The organism is Christensenella sp. KGMB01412, assembly GCF_055522415.1.
Genome location: NZ_JBVFVW010000002.1, coordinates 140,581 through 162,078, shown reverse-complemented (window position 1 = coordinate 162,078; position 21,498 = coordinate 140,581). Strand labels below are relative to the sequence as shown.

The 21,498-nt window shown below is 49.0% G+C and carries 14 protein-coding genes; 3 read left to right on the top strand and 11 right to left on the bottom strand.

Features of this window, described 5'->3' with window-relative positions; translation table 11 throughout:
* Positions 1-19: 19 nt before the first annotated feature.
* Complete coding sequence (locus ACS5WU_RS03865) at positions 20-1,528, bottom strand: sugar ABC transporter ATP-binding protein (RefSeq protein WP_059109425.1); 1,509 nt, start codon at positions 1,526-1,528, stop codon at positions 20-22.
* A 100-nt stretch (positions 1,529-1,628) separates the two neighbouring features.
* The gene (locus ACS5WU_RS03860; RefSeq protein WP_059109424.1) at positions 1,629-2,717 is read right to left on the bottom strand and encodes an ABC transporter substrate-binding protein; all 1,089 of its coding nucleotides are present in this window, start codon (positions 2,715-2,717) and stop codon (positions 1,629-1,631) included.
* A 688-nt stretch (positions 2,718-3,405) separates the two neighbouring features.
* Here ACS5WU_RS03860 and ACS5WU_RS03855 point away from each other — a divergent pair.
* Both ACS5WU_RS03855 and ACS5WU_RS03850 read left to right on the top strand, forming a co-directional pair.
* Positions 3,406-4,416, top strand: coding sequence for a LacI family DNA-binding transcriptional regulator (locus ACS5WU_RS03855; RefSeq protein ID WP_059109423.1), 1,011 nt, complete (start codon positions 3,406-3,408; stop codon positions 4,414-4,416).
* A 197-nt stretch (positions 4,417-4,613) separates the two neighbouring features.
* Positions 4,614-5,612 (top strand): LacI family DNA-binding transcriptional regulator, encoded by a 999-nt coding sequence (locus tag ACS5WU_RS03850; protein ID WP_302762137.1) that lies wholly within the window; start codon positions 4,614-4,616, stop codon positions 5,610-5,612.
* A gap of 108 nt (positions 5,613-5,720) precedes the next feature.
* Here the strand turns inward: ACS5WU_RS03850 and ACS5WU_RS03845 are convergent, their stop codons facing one another.
* The 6 genes from ACS5WU_RS03845 to ACS5WU_RS03820 all read right to left on the bottom strand — a co-directional run bounded on the left by ACS5WU_RS03845 (position 5,721) and on the right by ACS5WU_RS03820 (position 17,081).
* Positions 5,721-10,412 (bottom strand): PAS domain-containing protein, encoded by a 4,692-nt coding sequence (locus ACS5WU_RS03845; RefSeq protein WP_465088956.1) that lies wholly within the window; start codon positions 10,410-10,412, stop codon positions 5,721-5,723.
* Positions 10,413-11,137: 725 nt separating this feature from the next.
* The gene (locus tag ACS5WU_RS03840; protein ID WP_046443994.1) at positions 11,138-11,959 is read right to left on the bottom strand and encodes an ABC transporter permease; all 822 of its coding nucleotides are present in this window, start codon (positions 11,957-11,959) and stop codon (positions 11,138-11,140) included.
* Positions 11,956-12,855, bottom strand: coding sequence for an ABC transporter permease (locus tag ACS5WU_RS03835; RefSeq protein WP_052740523.1), 900 nt, complete (start codon positions 12,853-12,855; stop codon positions 11,956-11,958). Before ACS5WU_RS03835 ends, ACS5WU_RS03840 begins: the two co-directional genes overlap by 4 nt.
* Positions 12,833-13,978, bottom strand: a complete 1,146-nt coding sequence (locus tag ACS5WU_RS03830; RefSeq protein WP_046443993.1) for an ABC transporter ATP-binding protein — start codon at positions 13,976-13,978, stop codon at positions 12,833-12,835. Before ACS5WU_RS03830 ends, ACS5WU_RS03835 begins: the two co-directional genes overlap by 23 nt.
* 76 nt (positions 13,979-14,054) lie before the next feature.
* Positions 14,055-15,173, bottom strand: a complete 1,119-nt coding sequence (locus tag ACS5WU_RS03825; protein ID WP_307757004.1) for an ABC transporter substrate-binding protein — start codon at positions 15,171-15,173, stop codon at positions 14,055-14,057.
* Positions 15,174-15,287: 114 nt separating this feature from the next.
* Positions 15,288-17,081, bottom strand: a complete 1,794-nt coding sequence (locus tag ACS5WU_RS03820) for a hypothetical protein (RefSeq protein WP_465088955.1) — start codon at positions 17,079-17,081, stop codon at positions 15,288-15,290.
* A gap of 448 nt (positions 17,082-17,529) precedes the next feature.
* Between ACS5WU_RS03820 and ACS5WU_RS03815 the strand changes: the two genes are divergently transcribed.
* Positions 17,530-18,552, top strand: coding sequence for a LacI family DNA-binding transcriptional regulator (locus ACS5WU_RS03815; protein WP_302761177.1), 1,023 nt, complete (start codon positions 17,530-17,532; stop codon positions 18,550-18,552).
* Positions 18,553-18,679: 127 nt separating this feature from the next.
* Here ACS5WU_RS03815 and ACS5WU_RS03810 read toward each other — a convergent pair whose 3' ends face one another.
* From ACS5WU_RS03810 to ACS5WU_RS03800, 3 genes are read right to left on the bottom strand one after another with little or no spacing between them, the layout of a single operon-like run.
* Entirely contained in the window at positions 18,680-19,522 is an 843-nt protein-coding gene (locus ACS5WU_RS03810) for a 3-hydroxyacyl-CoA dehydrogenase family protein (RefSeq protein ID WP_046443989.1), read from the bottom strand.
* Positions 19,523-19,525: 3 nt separating this feature from the next.
* Positions 19,526-20,290 carry an enoyl-CoA hydratase/isomerase family protein gene (locus ACS5WU_RS03805; RefSeq protein WP_302761175.1) on the bottom strand — a complete coding sequence of 255 codons (765 nt, stop codon included), beginning with the start codon at positions 20,288-20,290 and terminating at the stop codon, positions 19,526-19,528.
* A 5-nt stretch (positions 20,291-20,295) separates the two neighbouring features.
* The gene (locus ACS5WU_RS03800; RefSeq protein ID WP_302761173.1) at positions 20,296-21,483 is read right to left on the bottom strand and encodes an acetyl-CoA C-acetyltransferase; all 1,188 of its coding nucleotides are present in this window, start codon (positions 21,481-21,483) and stop codon (positions 20,296-20,298) included.
* Between the last annotated feature and the right edge of the window lie 15 nt (positions 21,484-21,498).

The following is a 21,498-nucleotide window of genomic DNA, read 5'->3' as shown; positions in this document are numbered from 1 at the left end:
ATATAAACCCCCTTGCAATTTATGAGTGAATGGATTTTTTGTTTGCGATCATCCACATGATGTTGTCTTCCGAAATATCCTCGTCCGTCAGCTCGCCCACAATTTTTCCGTCGCGCAGGACGATGATGCGGTCGCAGTTCCTGACGAGCTCTGACATTTCAGAGGAAATGAAGAGCACGCTGATGCCTTTGTCCGCAAATTCGCCGATCAGCTTTTCGATCTCCGCCTTTGCGCCCACGTCGATTCCGCGGGTAGGCTCGTCAAGGATGATAAGCTTGGGATTCGTCGCCAGCCACCTTGCAAGGATCACCTTTTGCTGATTTCCGCCAGACAGGTTCTTGATCAGCTGCTCACACGAAGGCGTTTTGATCGCCAGCTTATCGATATAGTCCTCAGAAAGCTTTTTACGCTCCTTGAGCTGTATAAATCCGCCTTTTGAAAGTTGGGAAAGGGAACAGATCGCCGTATTTTTCTGTACGGATACATCCGGGAACAATCCTTCCTCGCGGCGGTTTTCCGTGCAGAATGCCATGCCCGCTTCCACAGCGTCCTTGGGGATGCGTATGTTGAGCTTTTTGCCGTCCATAATGACTTCTCCCGCTTCGGGCATATCGCAGCCAAAGAGTATCCTTGCGGTCTCTGTGCGCCCTGCGCCAAGGAGCCCCGCAAATCCGACGATTTCACCTTTTTTGACCTGAAAGCTTACGTCGTTTACGTAAGGCGTGCGTACAAGGTGCTTTGCCTCCAAAATGACAGGCGCATCCGAAAAATCGCGATGCTCCCTGCGCTTGTCCATCTGCAGGTCCTTGTTGCCGATCATTTTGTTTAAAAGTTCAAGCTGGGAAAGCTCGTTTACGCCGTATGTTCCAACATAAACGCCGTCCTTCAATACGGAAATTCTGTCGCATTTTGCATATACTTCATCCAAACGGTGCGAAATAAAGATTACGGCAATGTTGTCTGCCCTGAGTTTATCAATAATTCCGAATAATATTTCAACTTCGTTCGTATCAAGCGAAGATGTAGGCTCGTCCATTACAATCAGCTTACTGTCAAGGCTGATTGCACGTATGATCGATATAATCTGCTGCTTTGCGGTTCCGTATGTGTTCAGTAATTGTTTTACGTCAATATCGACGCCAAGGTCGTCCACCAGCTTTTGCGCCTTTTCATTCATTGTTTTCCAGTCGATCCCGCCGTTTTTCATCGGGTATCTTCCAAGGAAAATATTTTCACTCACCGTAAGGTATGGGATCATGTTCAGCTCCTGGTAAATCGTGCTGATCCCCGCGTGCTGCGCCGCAAGCGCATTGTGGAAATTCCGTGTTTCCCCATCAAAAATAATCTCGCCGGAATCCGCTTTATAAATTCCTGTCAGTATTTTGATGAGCGTAGACTTACCCGCGCCGTTTTCACCCATCAGCGCGTGTACTTCTCCCTCTTTTACGGATAAACTGACATTGTTGAGCGCCTTTACGCCTGCGAATGTTTTGGTAACGTTCTGGATGTTCAAAATATCCTTTTTCATCTATTTCTACCCCTTTGGTGTTAGAGACTAAGCGGGCTATGCAACATAACCCGCTTACCCCTCATACACTATCTAATCAATTATTGAGATATTTTTTGGTTTAGAAACCATATTCGTAATATTCGTCAACGTTTGTTTTGTCGATTACCTTATCCTCAACAGGGATAAATGTGTCGATCTCTTCGCCGTTCATTGCTTTTTCGATTGTGTCAAACAGGGTGGAAGCAAATCTCGGGTTGCAGGTAACCGTAGCGGAAAGCGTTCCGTTCTTGATCGCGTCAAGAGCTTCTTTCATGCCGTCAACGCCTACAAGGAATACATCCTCGCCAATCTTCTTGCCCGCTGCCTGCAGTGCAAGGGATGCTCCAAGCGCCATTTCATCGTTCTGGCAGTAGATCGCGTCGATGTCTCCGCCTGTGGACTGAAGAATGTTCTGTACAACTTCCTGAGCCTCAGGCCTTGAGAAGTTTGCGGACTGCTGTGCCACTACTTCGAAGTTGCCTGCTGTTTCAGCAGCGTTTGCAAAACCCTGTCCCCTGTCGCGAACGTCCGTGCCGCCGATGATACCCTGTATCTCAACAACCTTAACAGGATCGATGCCTTTTTCTTTGCAGGCATTTGCAATCCAGTTACCAGCCTGCTCGCCTTCCCAGACGAAGTCGGAAGCGATAAATGTCGCATAATCTTCTCCCGGGGTTCCGTTGGAGCCTCTGGACTTCATGATAACCGGAACGCCTTTTTCCTTGCAGGCGTCAAGCGCCGGCTGGATCGCGTCAGCATCGATTGCCGTAATAACCATTACGTTGCAGCCCTGTGCCAGAAGGGATTCTACGTCGGAAATCTGTCTTTCCGTGTCTCCCTCAGCATTTGTGATTGCAATTTTGTAGCCTCTTTCATCAGCTACAGCCTGCATGTCGTCGCTCTCAACCGTACGCCATGTGGATGCAAGGTCTGCCTGGGAATAGCCTACAAACAGGTCTTCCTTGCTCGGCCATGTTACGTTTGATGCAGTTGTACCCGCCTCTTTGGATGTCTCAGCCGAAGCAGATGCGGATGCTTCCTGCGTTGCCTCAGCAGACGCGGAAGGCGCCGTAGATTCGGTTGCCGCCGGAGTGCTGCAGCCAACAAACAGCGTTAACGCCATTACCACTACAAGCGCCAGGCAAGCGAGTGTTTTCATTTTCTTCATTACAATTTCCTCCTTCTTTTATTACAGGTAAAATCCTGTAATCCATATAGATGATATTCTCTGTGGGTTTCACAGATGATACTTCCCATTTTGGTGGAATGGGAAAATTTAAAATTCGACTTTATTTTTCTTCCTGCACAAAAGCATGCGCTGTGCGAACCACAAAAAACGTTATGTGCATCGCCCTTTTATTTGCAGACAAATGGACTGCCTTCATTTTGTTAGCCCTGTTCCATCCGGAACCTTCGTTTTTGTCGATTTATATTTGTATCTATTGAATAAAATTAAAAAAATTATAATCTATGTTCTATCGGTTATCAGTCTTGCTTATCGGCTCTGTGCCGGTCGGCCTTCCGCCTCATCCGTCCACGCTTTATTCAGCCGCATTTCCCTAACCGCGTTTCTATGATAAGTCAGACACGAAATCAAAATCAAATTCCGTGAAAGCCATTTATTTTAGATTATTCTCGTTTTTCGTCCATTTTCTTCATTTTAATGCCTCTGTTGTATAATTAAAATAACGTTAAGCTTAACGTTGAGCTAATCGGTTAGCTGTACGTTGAGCTATTCGTTAAGCTAATCGATTAGCTTTTCGTTTAGCTTAACGATTTCTTTTAATATTGTTTTTTAATTTCAAGTATGCTAGAATGTAAAAAAGACCTTTTTATTAAACATAAGGGACAAAAAAATGAAAGTATCTCTCAAAGATTTAGCACAAATATGCGGCTGCTCTGTCACATCGGTTTCGCGTGCTTTGAAGGACAGCGATACGATTTCCAAAGAGCTGCGCGAAAAAGTCAAAAGCAAGGCTCAGGAGCTCGGTTATGTTCCCAATCTGCTTGCAGGCAGTATGCGGACCGGCTACACCAATACGCTGGCCGTCATCCTGCCCGATCTTCGCAATCCTTACTTTTCGCTGCTCGCCAAATACGCAGAGGAATATGCGACTTCGAAGGGCTACAGTGTTTTTTTCATGACGACAAATGAAATTTCCGAGCACGAGCACGATGCCGTCATGAAAGCCATGCAAAAAAATGTGGACGGCATTTTGCTGCTTCCCAACCAGTTGGATACGCAAAGTATCGATATCATGAACAAAATGAATTTTCCTTATGTACTGTTCGGACGTATTTTTGACGATATCAAGGCCGATTCCGTTGTCGTGAACGACGAAATGGGCGGTTACCTCGCGACGAAGCATCTGATCGAAAAGGGGCACAGCAGAATTTTGTTCCTGAACTCGTTTATGCACATATTCAGTTCGCAGGCAAGGTTCCGCGGCTATAAAAAGGCTCTTCGCGAGGGCGGCATTCCCTTTAACGAGGAAGACGTTAAATATATTTCCACAAAAATCGGCGATTCCGAAAAAATTGTAGAAGAAATTTTCAGCAAAGAAAACGATTATACGGCAATTTTTTGTTACTGCGATGTCATTGCCTTCGAGGCAATTTTCCGCCTGAACAAAATGGGCTATGCCGTGCCACAGGATATCGCCATTGCCTCTACCGACGATATTCACTCAGAGATCGTGCTGCCCATCCAGCTCACCTCCGTCGGCTTTGACCGTGCCGAATATGTAAAATGTGCGATCGATACGCTCATAAATAACATTAAGCACGCCGCTTCTCCTTCCAAAAAGGAGAAAGAATATGTGCAAAAAATGATAGATGTCAAACTTACAATAGGCCAAACGACCTGACTGATTTCTGATGTAACGGCGGACAGGCCTGCGCCTGCCCGTTTTTTTGTGCCTGTCGTTCCCGCAAAATCGAAACGATACATCTTTACAAAAAATACTTCTTTACTTTTCTCAGTATAAATGGTATTTTTATGATATATTAAAAATCTAAACGTTTCGATTTTGATCGTTTGGCTCTTATCGGAAATTTGGAGGCTATGTCTTATACTATCAAAGACGTTGCAAAGCTGGCGCACGTTTCTACTGCCACCGCTTCACTCGTTATCAACGGGAAACCCGGTGTAAGGCCGGAAACAAAGGCGCGTATTTTAGCAGCGGTCAAACAATTAAATTATACGCCGAACGCCAGCGCCCGTAATTTGATCCGCCAGCGCTCGGATATGCTTGGGCTTGTCGTGACAGAGCTTTCTAATCCTTTCTTTGGAATGCTTGCAAGTGAGATCAGTAAATTTGCCGCACAAAAAGGTTACCATCTTTCCATCGGCATCTCAAATAATAAGATCTCACAGGAGGCCGCATGCGTCGCACGGTTTACGCAGGAGCGCGCGGAAGGTGTGATCGTCACTCCTTCCTATATGACCGATTATGACCTGCAGCATTTGTACCAGTTGAAAAGCGCCGGAATCCCGCTCGTCTTTACATCGACGCGGTATATGGGTATCAAAGCTGATTGCGTGATGTGCGATATCAAAAAAGGCGAGTACCTGCTTACAAAGCATTTGCTCTTGACCGGCCACAGGAGGATATACCTTATGGGCGGCCCAAAGACAGCAATGTTTGCTTATGAACGCTTTGCCGGATATCGTCAGGCTTATGAAGAAGCAGGGCTTTCCTATCATGAATCGTGGCTGATCGAAGCAGAGCCTGATTTCCAGGGCGGTTACGAAGCGACGCAGAAAATTCTTACAGACAGGCCGGATGCAATTACCGCGATCAACGACCTTACTGCAATGGGTATCTTAAAGTGCCTGAAAGACCATAACGTCAGGGTGCCGGACGATATTTCAGTTGCCGGTTACGACGACCTTGTGCATTCTTCCATGCTGGAAACCCCGCTCACCACCGTGCGCCAGCCGATTGCAGATATCGCGCAAAAAACGGTAGAGGTACTGTGCAGGCAGATAAACGGCCCGGGAACGGAAGAAAAAGATTACTATATCGATCCCCTGCTAAAGCTGCGGGACACAACAAAATAGCGCCCGCCCATAGGGCGCGCAAACGATTAACCGCAATACACAACATTCCCATACATAAAGAAAGAACGCCCTTGTTACTTCCGGCGTTCTTTCTTTTTATTTCGTTTCTTACCGCTGTTTCCCGTAAATTGCTTCCGCAAGCGTCTGGTAAAGCACTTCCGTATCGATCGGCTTTATAAGGTAATCGCTCATTCCGATTCTCCTGGCATGCTCAATCTCCTCCTGAAAGGCGTTCGCGGTCAGCGCAATAATCGGCACAGTACGCGCATCCGTTCTTTCCAGAGCGCGGATTTTCTGGGTTGCCTCTATTCCGTCCATCTCCGGCATCCTGATGTCCATCAAAATCGCCTGGTAATACCCGTCCGGCATACTTGAAAAACGTTCCACCGCTTCCAGGCCATTTCCGGCACTGTCCACAACGAGATCCTTCATCTCAAGCAGCGCAATCGCAATATCGCGGTTGATCTCGTTATCTTCAACGATCAAAACCCGTTCCCCATGGAACTCCATGCTCTGGTTTTCCGCTTTTCCCGGTTCGCAGTTATGAAATCCAGTAGAAAAAGTTTCGTTTGCTTCCTTTTGCTCTGTGCGGCCAAGCGGCAGATTCACCATAAATAAACTTCCCTTACCCCGTTCGCTCTGAACATAAATATGCCCGTTCATCAGGTGTACCAGATTTTCCGTAATCGACAGTCCAAGCCCCGTCCCTTCAAAAACACGCCCTCCGCTCTCGTCCTCCTGTTCAAATGGATGGTAGAGCCTTTCCAAAAACTCCTTTGACATTCCAATCCCATTGTCTTCCACCTCGAAACACAGCATCGAGGTTTCCTTATCCTCGGAAAGTACTTTTACACGCAATGCAATGCGGCCGCCGCGGTGCGTATATTTAAGGGCGTTGGAAAGCAGGTTCATCAGCACCTGATTCAGGCGCAGTTGATCGCCAATATATGTTTTTTCGACCTGTTCGTCCACCAATACCGTCAGCGTTTGGTTCCTCTGTATTGCCTGCGCTTCCATCACCGCGCAAATTCCATTGATCAAATCGCCAAACCTGAACCGTTTCCTGACGATTGCCATCTTGCCGCTTTCGATTTTCGACATGTCGAGGATATCGTTGATCAGGGATAACAAAAATTTTGCTGAAACGTCGATTTGCCCAAGGCATTCCTCTACCTTTGCCGTATCCGTCACATCCACTTTTGCAAGGTGCGTCATGCCAATAATCGCATTCATGGGCGTTCGGATATCGTGCGACATTCTGGAAAGGAAATCTGTTTTGGCATTGTTTGCCTCTTTTGCGATTGCAAGGGCGTCCATGAGCGCGTTGCGTTTGCTTTCCTCTTCTTTTTTAACGTCGTCAAGGTCTTTTAAATAAAGCATCACACGGAAGCCTCCGGCATCGCGCATCACAAACTGCGCCTGCATGGAATACCAGCGGTAACTCCCGTCCTCCATCCTGCGGGGCGCTTCCAGATAAACCTCGTGCTGCCCGTTTTCAAACGCGCGCACAAGCGCCGCCGCACGAAACGCTTTCCTGTAATCCGCACGATAATCCGGATGAATTGTTTCCCACTCCATTTTTTCAAAATACTGGTCCAGGGTGAAGCTTGCGGGCACCTTTTTGAGTATGTCCCCATCGTTTTGCCAGATATACATCTTTCCCGTGGCAAGGTCTCCCTCAAAAATCACGTCGTAAAGGCTGCTGACAGCTACCGAAAAACGCCTGTTTGCTGTTTTTTGTTCTTCCTGCGCGATTTTCAGTGCATGGATATCGCGGTAAATGAGGATCGCCTTACCATCTTCGTTAATCGTATTTTGTACCGGAACCGCAATCATTTCCATCCAACGGTAACCTTCGCCGGTAAGAAACCGGAACTCGCGCCGTACTTTCCCGATTCCCTCCTTTAGCTGGACGCGGATTGCGTCGAGCGAAAACACCTGCCGAAACGCTCCCCTGTCCTCCGGGTGCACCTTTCCCTCGCAATAATCTTCAAAATCGCTTTCATAAACGCCCTGCTCGCTGAAATCGTCCCACGAATCCTGCAGCCTTCGCAATATATAAGTGCCCTTCGTGGCATTGACCGTCACAGACTCTTCAAACAGGGTTGCTACGCCGGCGGCAAATTCTTCACGTTCCTGCTCCATCAGCTTTCGCTCGTCGATCGTCGAAATAAGCAGCATCGCCATGATGTTTCCGTCCTCGCTGTCCTCCATTCTAACGACGTTTACCGCTGTCCAATGATATTCCCCGTCTTTTGCAATCCGGCGCGATTCCACATATACGGAACTTTCCCCTTTCGCAAACATCTCCAAAAGCGCATCCCTGCTTGTCTTCTCGAAAAGCTCCTGCCTGTCCGCAGGGTGGACTTTGGGCAGCACATCCGTTTCAAATTCCATCTCTTCCGGATTCTTTAAGTAGTCGTACGTACCCCGGCTCCTGATAAATTCAATCCTTTTCTGGCTGAGGTTCAGGTACATTACCTTGTCATAAATACGTTCAAGCGCCACTTCGAGCGTCTGGTTCGCGATCCGTTCCTTTAATTTTGTATCCTGAATCGCCTGGATATCCCGCGCCGCCGCCAGCAGCGTAGATGTGTCGCTGCCAAAATAGGAAAACACCAGGCTCTTCCAGCGGACGCTGCCGTCATGCTCGATCACCCTGTAGTAAATACTATATTCCCGTTCTCCGGCGTCAAGATGCGCTAAAATATTCTCTAAGCGAAACGCTTCAAGCGCCATGGCCTTGTCTTCTTCATATACGCTGTTGCCGACGAACAAATCGCTCTCGTCCTGAAAATACCCGTCCCTTGGCGCGCGCGAATAAGGGCCGCCCTCCGGCAGAAAGGCGCAATGATAATGCCCGCTTTGAAGATCAATCGTCGCCAGAAGCTGGTAATCCTTGTTGCATACAAAATTACATATTTCCTGCAAATAAGCGCGCCGGTCGTCGTTTTCTTTGCTCTGGCTGATGTCCCTGAGCGTTCCAATCACACGGACTATCCTGCCTTTTTCGCGGAGCGCGTCGCCCTGGAAAAAGAACCAGGCAAATTTATGGTCGTCTGACCTGCGCAACCTGATTTCCATACGGTGCGCGCCGCCGTGCATAATCCGGCGCACATTTTTCAAATCGTCCGGATAGATGATGTCCAGCTTATCGAGGTCCCTCAAATAATGCTCTATTACTCTCTTTTCAGTCCTCACGCTGCCATCCGGGTATTCGTTGCTTTCATATGAGTAAAACGTATCTGTTTCCGCAACATATTCAAAGAGCACGTCCGCCGAGGTTTCGATGGCAACGCGGTATTTAAGCTGCTCTTTTTCCAGTTCGAGCTGTGCGCGTTTTTGTTCGGTAATATTGATTACAACCGTAAGGTAAACCGGATACCTGCCTTTCCGGCCAATTCGTCTTCCTTCTACGTGAACCCATAAAATTTCGCCCGTTGCGTCTGGAATCCGGTATTCGACAAAAATTGATTTTTTCTTTTCCACCTGCTCGCGCACGGTGGCTTCCAGTTCTGCCCTGTCCTCCTCGTACACGTGGCATAAGTATCCGTCCTTAAAATCCTGTTCGCTCATGCCCAGCATTCTGTAAAATGTATTGTTTGCCTCTTCCAGCGTAAACTGGTCGTCAATTACAATTTTTGCGATTCCACCGGGCAGGCTGTTATACGTTGCTTCACGCTCAAGCTCCAGCTGCTTGCGCGCCGAAATATCCATAATCGTTCCAAAATATACAGGCCAGCCGTCCTGCTCTCCCACACATGACGCCTGCATCTGCAACCAAACGTCCCCGCCGTTTTTTTTGTACGGGAACTCAAAAAACACAGTTTCCCTTTTCTTTGCCGCATCGGAAAATCGGTGTAAATACCTTTTCGCCCATTTAGGAACCGCTTTTAAGATACCGCCAGCATAGCCGGCAGATTTTTTACCAAAATAATCTACGTATTTCCGGCTCATCTCCAGCGTATATATCTCATGATCCGTCACAAGATATTTTCCGGTAATTCCTCCCGCACTTTCACACGCAAAATCAAGCGCATTCTGAAGTTGTTCCTCGATACGCTTTTGCGCGTCTATATTCTTATGCAGCGTAAGTTCCAGAATATCGTCATCGTATGGGTTTTCTGTTTTAAGCACATGGGTGCACGTCCAATGGTAAACCCCGTCTGCTCCAAGCTGCTTATGCTCCATATAAATTTCGGTTTTGCCGGCATGGAAGGCTTCGATAATAGCTTTCCTGCGAAACCTTCTCCTGAACTCTTCCCTGAAATCAACATGAATGGTACGGATTGCATTTTCAACCAGCGCGTCAACGTCCTTAAGGTTTTCCCTGTTTGTTGCCGTGCCGTCCCTGTATTCTATGATATTATAAGTATTTTTTGTCAGGTTGATAGAAAGCACAACCGGATACATCTGTGCCGTTACGCCGACAAGCTGTTTACACGCAAGCTCCAGTTCCTGCTCTTTTTTCGTTTTCACCTGTGGAGTGACCGATATCACGTATGCGGGAATATCCTCCTCCCACATCATTTCTGTCGCCGTGATACTGACAACTTCTCCAAAAGGATCGTCAAAGCTGAGGGTGGTATTGCTCTGCTTTCCATCCATTGTCTTCAGCGGGCAATTCTCACAAGAGCCTTCCCAAACATCATGGCAAACCTGCCCCAGCGCGATATCCGGCGTGACGGTTTTCACACGGTCATTGAAATATAAAATACCGTGGCTGTCCTGCCGGATGACATAGACGGCTGTATCCAATAAATGATTTAATATCGTTTTCAATGAATCCTGCTTGTCCATTCCTTAGCCTCCCCCATAGGCCTTGCTCAGACGTTTTGATATGATTCAGGATATGTCAATATGTCTTTAGAAAAATTGTTTTCGTGATCATTCCCCAATTCACATACACCAATCTTCGTTACTTCGTATTAATATAATCACAATTCAGGTAAAAATATCCTTAATTTTTGAATTCCACACATTTTAGCGGTTTTTTTGATTTTTCTTAACGCTTTCCAAACCAGTCTCCTGTTAAAATTACATCATAAGCACTGCGCTTTTGCCCTCCAAAGGCAAATTTTTTTAGGAGGGCAGCAGACAAACAACACCGTTTTTACGTTACGATAATTTTTTTCATTTTTCTTCCGTAATAGGGCCTTCTGCAGAAGGCTCTTTCTCTTTCAGAAATGTTACCTGTTTTTTCCTTACAGGATTTTTTTTATTTTAATGTTAGGAATTCTTTTTTCGCGGTTATGATATTAGCACTCATATCCCCGCTGAATCATCCGCTATGCGGAGTGGAGAATCTATATGCACGTGTTTATGTGAAGATTCGGCCAGCCGGGATTATGCGTTTGAAAAGGCGGCATAGCCGCCTTTTTTGTGTCAGGATTTTAAAAAAACCGCTTAGCGTTTCCCATCGACGCCATCTTATTCCATCCAAAAAAGCAGCTTCCTGTTTTAGGAAAACTGCTTTTTGGATGCTTTTATGGGGCTTAACCCACATCACAAGAGGCCAATCCCGTTCAGACGACCAGCTGGTCGTCCTCCGTTCCGGTATATTTCGCCATAAATATGATGAGCACAATAGAGATGAGCAATACCACCGTGGATATCGCATAAATTTCCGGCGAAATGCCAAAGCGGATCGAGCTGTAAATAAACACCGGCAATGTCGATTCCGTACTTGTCAGGAAATACGTAATGATGATCTCGTCAAACGACATTGTAAACGCAAGCAGCGCTCCCCCTATGATCGCGCGCTTGATCATAGGCAGCGTTACATAAAAGAACGCCTTCATGGGCGTTGCCCCAAGATCGGTGGCCGCCTTTTCCAGGTTTGGCGAAAGCCTTTGCAGACGCGCGTACACCTGCATCAGCACCTGCGCCGTCGTAAAGGTCATGTGGCCGAAAAGAACAGTCCACAGGCTTAGCTTCATCCCCACGCTTGAAAACATCAGTAAAATCGAAATACCGACAATGATTCCCGGCAGGATAATCGGCAGGTTTGCCACGGTGCGAAACGCATTCTGCCCGCGGAACCTTACCCTGTTCAGGAATACCGCGCCCGCAGTACCCACCACTACGGCAAAAGCGACAGCCACGCAGGATACGAACAACGAGTTTTGCAACGCGCTCAGTATCTTTTCATTCTGGAATACCTGGGTATACCAATCCAGCGTCATTTTGCTGAAATCGACGCTCGCCGTAGAGCTGCTGAAGGAAAACAGCACCACCACCACGAGCGGCAGGTACAGGAACGCAAAAATCACAATGCTATAGATGGCGAGTCCAACCGGTTTTTTCTTTTTTTGTGCCGGAGCGGCAATGGCAAGTTCGTTTTTCATTCCAGATTCCCCTCCGATTTCGTCAGTTTTGTAGACAACGCCAGAATCACGATCGCCACCGTAAACAGGATAAACCCAAGCGCGCTGCCAAGCGGCCAGTTATACGCATTGCCAAACTGGTCCGCGATGAGGCTTCCCATCATGGTCATAGACGTACCTCCCAGCTGCTTTGGAATAATATAATCGCCAAGCGCGATGACAAACGCCATGGTGAAACCGTTGAGCACCCCGGGCAGCGACAGCGGGAAAATGACGTTTGTAAACGTCCGCCTGCTGTTTGCTCCAAGGTCAGACGCAGCGGAAAGCAGGTTTTTGGGAATTTTTTCCAGAGAATTGAAGATTGGAATAAACACAAACGGCAGCGTCAGGTGCACAAGCGTAATCACCACGGCGAACGGGCTGTAAATCAGCCACGAAACAGGCTCCTGAACAATTCCGAGCCCCATCAAAACCGAGTTGATAAGCCCCACCTTGCCAAGGATCGTGCGCCATGCAATAATCCGCACAAGATAGCTTACCCAGAGCGGCACAAGCACCATAAGGTACGCCTGGTTTCGGAAACGCTTCATTTTACGCGATACAAAATAGGCAAGCGGGTATCCGAGTCCAAGGGCGATTCCCGCCACAAGCAGGGAGTACAGCAATGTTTTGATAAAAATCGGAATGTAGATCGGATTGGTAAAAAATTCAATATAATTGTCAGCGGAGAATGCGGACTGGTCGATCTGCCCGCCCACCTTGAGATAGAAGCTGTACCGCAGCGCTATAAAAAGCGGCAACAGCACAAAAAGAATCATCCATGCGGAAATCGGCACGCCCATTAAAAACCGCTTGAACCGGCCCGGATTGCCATTGTTTTCGAGAACCATCCTCTCAGGCTGTTTCGAGCTTTTCATGGCCTTCTCCTTTCTCTTCGCCGCTTGGGAAAATCACCGCGTCCTGCGGATAAAAGTAAAGCCTTATGCCTTCGCCTTCGGTTCTTGGCTTATAGTTGATGGTGCTCTCCGTATACCGTATCGTGTTTTCGCCGATTTTGACCGCGAGGTCAAAATCATTTCCGCGGAACACAATCCGTGAGATAACGCCGGAAAGAACGTTGGCATTGGCGCTGCGCTCCTCCCCGATAAAAAGGCGCTCCGGCCTGAACCCTACGCATACGCGGTCTCCCACGCAAAAACCTTGCCCTGCCGGCACGTATACCGAGGCCGCGCCTGTTGCAACCCGCGCCTGGCCTCCCGCCAGTTCTTCGACCGTTCCGTCCAGGAAATTCATTTCCCCAATAAAATTTGCGACAAATTTGGTAGCCGGATGATTGTATATTTCCGTCGGCGTATCGATTTGATGAATCAGTCCGTTCTTCATAACGCAAATGCGGTCCGACATTGTAATTGCCTCTGTCTGGTCGTGCGTGACATAAACGAACGTGATATCAACATTTTTCTGGATATCCTTGAGCACCGTCTGCATCGCAAGTCTCAGCTTAAAGTCCAGCGCGCCGAGCGGTTCATCCAAAAGCAGGGCGCGCGGACGGTTTACAAGCGACCGGGCAAGCGCTATACGCTGGCGCTGCCCTCCGGAAAGCTGTTGGGGCAACCGCTCCGCAAAATCCTGCATCTCCACAAGCTCCAATATCTCGCGTATCATCGGATCTGCATCCGTTTGACGGATATTTCGCATCTTCAGTGGAAAATACACATTTTTGTAAATATTCATGTGCGGGAACAGCGCATAGTCCTGAAATACCGTATTCACATTACGCAGGTGGGACGGCACATTCGTAACATCCGCACCCGCAAGATATATTTTGCCCCTTGTGGGGTTCTCCAGCCCCGATATCATCCGAAGAGTTGTGGTTTTTCCACAGCCGGAAGGCCCAAGCAGCGAAAAAAATTCGCCATGCCTGATTCCAAACGAGCTGTCCTTCACCGCCGTAAAGTTTCCATAGGTTTTGTTGATATGGTCGAGCCTGATTTCATATTCGCCGTCCATTACAGCCTGGTTTGATTTTTGTTTTATCATTTTGCCTCTCCTGCCCCCTGTCCAAATTTTGGAGGGAGCCGCAAAAGGCTTTGCGCTCCCCCCTTATGCTATTGGTTTATTGGATTTCCGCCTTGATCTCGTTCCAAAGCTCCGTACGTTTTTCAAAGTCCTCCGGCGTCTTCAGGATAAATACCGGAACCTTTATGTTGTCAATATTATCGTACGAGCACATGGATACCACATCCGGATCGAGCGCGTCTTTGGCCGACGGCGTCACCGCCCCATAGCTGACCGCGCCCGCAAGCGCCTGCTGGTTTTCATCGGACAGCATCCAGTCCATCCATTTTTCTGCAAGGTCCGGGTGCGCCGCGTCCTTAAGCATTGCCCAGCCGTCGATCCATACGTAAATTCCTTCCTTGGGCATCATTCTTCCCACGTCCATCTGCGCTTCGTCGCGCAGCTTCAGGATCAGTCCGGAGTCATAGCTTGAAATAGAAGCGTTTGTTTCTCCTGTGGACAGGAGCTGGAATTCATTGTCGATACCGTTTGTAAAGGTTCTGCAATTTTTTGCAATCTCCGTCAGCTTTTCCTTTACCTGAGCAAATTGTTCGTCCGTCAGGTTGAACGGATCCTCAAACCCAAGCGCCATCGATACGACTACAATATTGTTGTTGCCTTCATCCGTAATCGAAACCTGGCCTTTATACTGCGGATCCCAAAGTACGCTCCAGCTTTGGGGGAGCTCCGGCATTTCCGCTTTGTTGTATACGATGTTGTTCGAGCCCCAGCACATCGGTATGTGGTACATTTTTCCATCGATCATTTTGTAATCAGCGTCCTTGAAAAATTGGCTCAGCTTATCATAATTTGCGATCTTGTTCTGGTCGATCTCCTGAATAAGCCCCTGGTCGTAATACCGTTGCAGGCTGCCGCAGTCAATCGAGATCAGGTCGTATTCCGCTCCGCCCGCCATTGCTTTGGTGAACATTTCTTCCACTGTGCCGGCATAGGTGGCGTTTACCTTGCAGCCGTATTTCTCTTCAAACGGCTTTAGCCAGCCATCTTCGGCATATCCCTGGAAGCAAAGAATATTAAGCTCGTCCTCCCCGCCCGCAGCGGTTGTTTTATCGCCCGGCGCATCTGCGCCGGTGGCTGTCCCCGCAGGAGCCCCGCACGAAACCAGCAGCAGTCCTGCAATCACCAGAGTTACAATAAACATCATACTTTTTTTCATCTTTTTCATCCCCTTACATTTTTGGTATATCATTGCCCTTTTATTTTTCTGCCCGGAATTTCACCGGGCAGCCGTAATCCTGTTTTTCGTCATTCTCCAGTGTACAGCGGCGCGTTATCCCTTTTTCCAGCGAACCAGGGTGATTGTATTGCGGCCCTCGCCCGTCTCTGATTCCACCGCATATTCCCCAAAATCCGCGGGGATCACCGCCGCCTGGAAGAGATTGATCGTGGTGCAGCGCTCCGGATTTTTCCTGGAATAAATTTTTGCATTTTTCCCTACCGTAAGCGTAACGATATGGCAGAATTTCCCCTGCGTGTCATATTCGCCTTTTTTGCTGTAGTGGATGCGCTCGATTTCAAACGGCATCTCCGGCACGGAGGAATAGCGTTCAATAAAATAGTCCTTTGTCCATTTCATCACCGACGGCCTGGCGCGCAGCTTCTCATCCACGTAATCCTCCCTGCGGAATTTGGATACGTTAAACGAATGGTCCATGTGCATTTTGAGCGGTTTGCCTGTCATGGTTTTGGTATTGTCGTCCCACGAATTACGCGCAAAATCGTAAGAAAAGAAGGAGTATTCCGTGCCCGCAATCGACGGGCATGTATCCAGCTCGAGTACCATCTGGTTTCCGCCGTGGCCGTGGTCGGTTCCCGGCGGTATCAGGTACAGGTCTCCCTCGCGCGATTCCCAGTTGCACACATAGTCCTTCCAGTCCCCGATCTCCTTCAGGTTGTTTGATTCGCGGCACTTCTTCTCCCACTGTTCAAGGTCCGCATCGTTATAAAATCCCATCCATGTGTTTGCGCCCTCATATGCTTCCGCAATATAGTAGGTCTCATACCGGCCAAGCGGTTCGTTAAAATGTGTTTTCACATAATCCGTACCCGGATGGGTGTGAATCGGCATGGAAATGCGTTCTGCCGGCGTTTTCTCCGGAAAATACCCGTCGTCCAGCCACGCGTCCAGCGGGAACAGGTGCGGATATTTTTCATGTACATAGCTTCCCACAAGGCGCTGCGGATACTGCATCAGGTTGACAAACGGAAGGTTGATCATCTGCTCCGCTCCAATATCGATCAAAATGCTGAGCTCCGGCCCCGCTACCTCGTTCCATGCGTTGCATTCCAAGCCTTCGATTTCCCAAAAATCCTTGTAACGGTATGCGCCCCACGGGCCCGGCTGGTAGATTTCAACTTCCTTGACAGGATAGTCGAGCATTGTTTTGATGATTTCGTCGTACGCGTTGCGTGGTATGACCTTCAAATCTTCAGTCTTAACCGCTTCCACATAATAATCCATTTTGTCGATCAGGAAATGCTTCTGGAAATGCAGCAAATAGTAATCGCAGTAATAGTATTCCTTCCAGTCATACTCTTTCCTCGGCGCATCGCAGGCAAAGGGCACAAGCTTTCCGTCCCACATCTGCCACAAAAGCGGCTGGCGCGTTTTATCCAGATAATAAGTGATGTCGTAATCCGAAAAAAGCTCCGGAACCGCCGCGCCGTAGCCATATACCACAACGCCGCTTTTCAGCCGTTTCCTTAGCGCCTCGAGCTTTTGTGCGTCCATCAGGTCCGATATCCTTCCGTCAAGGTTACAATATCCAAAACCCGGATCGTCCGTAATAAACTCCTGCTTGTAGTCCATGATCTCGTCCATAGGCAGGAAAACATCGTTAATATTTACAAACTCCGCGCCCGCCCCCGCCTTTTTGATTCCTTCCACCACGGCGTCAAAATCCACGCCGTACCAGCCGTCAAGCGCAACCGCGCCGCTTGCCGTGCCAATGGCCTGCGCCATCTGCGCGAAAACTCCCTCCGGCCCGAATACGATTGCATTTTTCGTATCCTCCGACACTTTGATATGATTTTCTACATTCTGCCTTCCTTCGTATAATGGCATTTCACAAATCCTCCCTTGCCCTTTGATTGCGTTACGCTATCCCGCTCGATGCGCATAGACAGCGAATGCTATGTATGACAAGCCCATTGCAGCCAAATGGATACAATGCGCCCGTTCATATTTTTTATTTTTGTAATTTGCAGTTTCGAAAAAGCCTTGTCGTTTTAGTTTATAAACCGTTTTAGTTTTGTTGAGAATCCAATGAAGTTTTGCGCGATTTGTTCTGGATGCGCCCGTCCTGTGCTATTCTTTGTTTTTCATGATTTTATGTAAAATTTATCTTTGATTATCTGTATGGTAGCAAAAAAATCCGTATGCGTCAATACTTTTTTTTCAAAAATACTAATACGGTTTAGTTTTTTCTTTTCTTTGATGCGATTTTAGTTGTATCCTGCACGGCATATGATATAATGGATATAATAAATTCAGACTGCATAGGAGCCCTGGTATGAAAGCAAAGATGACCGTCAAGGAGATTGCAAAAATGGCAGGCGTATCGCCTACCGCAGTATCCTTTGTCCTCAATAACAAGGAAGGCGTCAGCGAAAAGACGCGTCAGCGGGTGGAGAACATCATAAAGGCCACCAATTACACTCCTGATAAAAACGCGAGGAGGCTTTATTTTAAGAAGAGCTTTAATATCTGCCTTGCAATCACCAAAAAATCGTCGCCGTTTGCCGACCTTTTTTACCTTGACGTACTAAAAGGCGTGCTGCAGCGCGGTATGGAGCATGGGTATAATGTTATGATTTCTGAATTTCCGGAGCAATTTCCGGAGGGCCGGAACTTTTCCTCCAGTATCGCGGGCGGCGATACGGACGGCGTGATCTTCTTCCAGGATACGCCTGAGCAGCTATTGCGCTATTTCGACGAGCAGGAAATCCCCTATGTGCTTGTGGATACGCATTCCCAGGCCGGCAGGCATATCACTGTCGATACGGACTGCGAGCTGAGCACCTTTGTCGCAACGGAAAAGCTGATTGAAAACGGCCACCGGAAAATAGCGCTGCTCTGCTCCAGCTTTTTGCCGGAATTTTACCTGCAGGTCTCTTCCGGCTTTATGCGCGCCGTGGCGGGCCACGGTCTGTCCGTCTCGCCATCCTACCTGATACGCGACGCCTATAACGAAAAATCCGCTTACGAGCTTATGAAAAAATTTTTGGAGGAAAACAGGGACGACCTTCCCACGGCATTTTTCTGCGCGGGCGACATCTATGCAATCGCCGCCATGAACGCCGCCATGGAAATGGGTTACCGTGTTCCGGACGATTTTTCCTTCATTGCGATGGACGATATCATCATTTCCCAGTACGTCCGGCCACAGCTTACAACCGTAACCTATGATAAATGCGCGATGGGCGCGCAGGCAATCGACCTGCTCGTAGACCTGATCAATCACAAGCCCGCGCATAGCGTGGTCATCAAGTCCGACCGCATTATCGAGCGCGAGTCCATTAGGCGGCTCGTATAAATTCGCATACCAAAACCAGATAAAAAAACGGGCCTGCAATGGGAAATTTTCCCGCAGGCCCGTTTTTCTCCCGGGCGGGTAAACCAGCCGCTTACCTCTTCGTGGCAATCCAGACAGCCTACATGCCTTAATAGGTGTAAAATCCCGCGCCGGATTTTTTACCAAGCAGGCCGCCGCGCACCATTTTTTTGAGCAGCGGATGCGGCCTGTATTTGTCTTCCCCCGTTTCCTCCTGCAATACCTGCATGATGGCCAGCACCACGTCAAGGCCAATCATGTCTCCCAGCGCAAGTGGTCCAAGCGGGTGGTTTGCCCCAAGCTTCATCGCCGTATCAATATCCTGCGCCTGTGCAACGCCTTCCGCATAAACGCCTATCGCTTCATTAATCATGGGAATCAGTATGCGGTTCACCACAAATCCGGCGCTTTCCTTTACATATACGGGCGTTTTCCCGATCTCTTCGGCAATCTGTATGATGCAGCTGACCACCTCCATATCCGTATGCGCGCCGCCCACAACCTCGACCAGCTTCATCCTGTGCGCCGGATTAAAAAAGTGCATTCCCGCAAACCGTTCCCTGTGCTTTAATACGCTGCCAATTTGCGTAACGGAAATAGACGACGTATTTGTCGCAAGGATCGCGTCCTTGTCGACGATTTGTTCCAACTGTTTGAAAATCTCCTGCTTGGCGAGGACGTCCTCGTAAACCGCTTCCACCACAAGTCCGCTTTGGGCGCATTCGCAAAGCCTGTCCGTAATCTCGATCCTGTTCAATATCGCGTCCCTTTGCTCCTGCGTTATTTTTTCTTTGTTCGCCAAATACTGCAAAGACGAGGAAATCATATTTTTTCCTTTTCGCACCTGCTCAAGACCTGTGTCCGCCAATACGACACGGTATCCTGCCGTCGCAAATACCTGCGCAATCGATGCTCCCATCGTTCCCGCGCCAATCACCGATATTTTTTCCATTGCTTATTCTCCCCAAAAATGCTTTGTCTTTTGCTTTTTCACAAAATTTTCCATGCCGGTTTTCTGATCCTTTGTCAAAAACAACCGGGCAAAATATAGTGTTTCCAGTTCGTCCCCTTTTGTTTTTTTCATCGCTTTTTTTGCATTCCTGACGCCATATGGCGCATTCGCGCACACCTCCTGCGCAAGCTGCACCGTATTTTTCCAAAATGTTTCCGTTTCCCAGACCGCGTTGAGCAATCCAAGCTCGCGTGCTTTACATGCTTCAACCTGCTTGCCTGTAAAAATAAGCTCCGCTGCGTTTGCGTAGCCAATCAGCTCCTTAAGCCTTCCCGCGCCTCCAAAGCCGGGCATAATGCCAAGCGTCGTCTCCGGCAACCCCAGCATAGCTGTCGTACAGGCCACGCGCAGGTCACAGGCAAGCGCAAGCTCCAGCCCTCCGCCGAGCGCATACCCGTTTATGGCCGCTATCACCGGCTGTTCCAGCTCTTCCAGCATCCGGAACGTTTCACATCCAAACCGCGCGAAATCCTCTGCCTCCCGGAAGGTCATTTGCTGCATCTCAGAAATATCGGCGCCTGCGGCAAACGCCTTTCCCTCACTGCTGCCGGTAACAATAGCGCACCTCATGTCTTTCTTTTCCCGCAGCATAGAAACCGCCTCCCGAAGCTCCACGAGCATCCGTCGGTTGAGTGCGTTGCGCTGCCCCGGGCGGTTGAGCTTTATCACCACAATATCCTCTTTTTGCTCTATCCGAATCGTTTCCATCTTCTTCACCTGCAAAAACCGTCCCGTTCAAAAATCGTCGCTTCTCCCATGCCTCCGCCGATGCAAAGAGTTGCGAGTCCGTACCTGCCGTCCCTCTTTTGCAGCTCGTGAAGGAGCGTCACGGCGATGCGTGCCCCGGACGCGCCGATCGGGTGTCCAAGAGCGATTGCGCCCCCGTTTACATTGACGCGCTCCTCTTTTGCCCCGATCCCCTGCATAACGGCGATCGCCTGTGACGCAAACGCCTCGTTCGCTTCCACAAGGTCCATCTCCTCAATCGTCAGCCCTGCATCTCCAAGCGCCTTTTTCACCGACGGAATCGGCCCTGTTCCCATAACTGCCGGATCCACGCCGCACGATGCGGCGCCCAGCCATTTTGCCTGCGCTCTGAATCCATGCTTTTTCAAAAAGCGCCCGGACGCCACCAGCATGGCTGCCGCGCCGTCGTTAATGCCAGAAGAATTTCCCGCCGTTACGGTTCCCCCGTCAAGGAAGGCAGGCCGCAGCCCCATAAGCGCCTGCATCGACGTGTCGCGAATGTGCTCGTCCTCGGCAAAGTGCAATACGCCGCCTTTTTTCTGCGGCACCTCTACGATAGCAATTTCATCCCGAAACCGTCCCTCTTTCCTTGCGCGCAGTGCTTTTCCCTGTGATTGCAAAGCAAAAGCATCCTGCATTTCCCGCGTGACTCCATACTGCGCCGCAACATTTTCCGCCGTAATTCCCATGTGGTAATCGTAAAACGCATCCCACAATCCCTCGTGTATCATGGAATCCGCCGCCTGTACGTTTCCCATTTTCTGTCCCCACCGCAGCTCCAGCGTGTGGGGCGCCCGCGACATGTTTTCCATCCCGCCCGCCGCTACACATTCCACCTGCCCGGACCGGATCAATGCCGCCGCGAGGTTCACCGCGTTAAGCCCCGATCCGCATACCTTATTGATCGTCATTGCGGGAGTCTCCTTTGGGATTCCCGCAATGAGAGCCGCCTGGCGCGCCGGGTTCTGCCCAAGCCCTGCTTGCAGGACATTGCCCATCAATACATAATCCACGAGCCTCGCGTCCACGCCCGCCCGTTTACACGCCTCACCCAATACAACTGAGCCAAGCGTCACCGCGCCGACGTCTTTCAGCGTCCCTCCAAATGTTCCTACAGCAGTACGTACGCAGCCTAAAATATAAACATCCTGCATTTGTTTGTTTCCTTT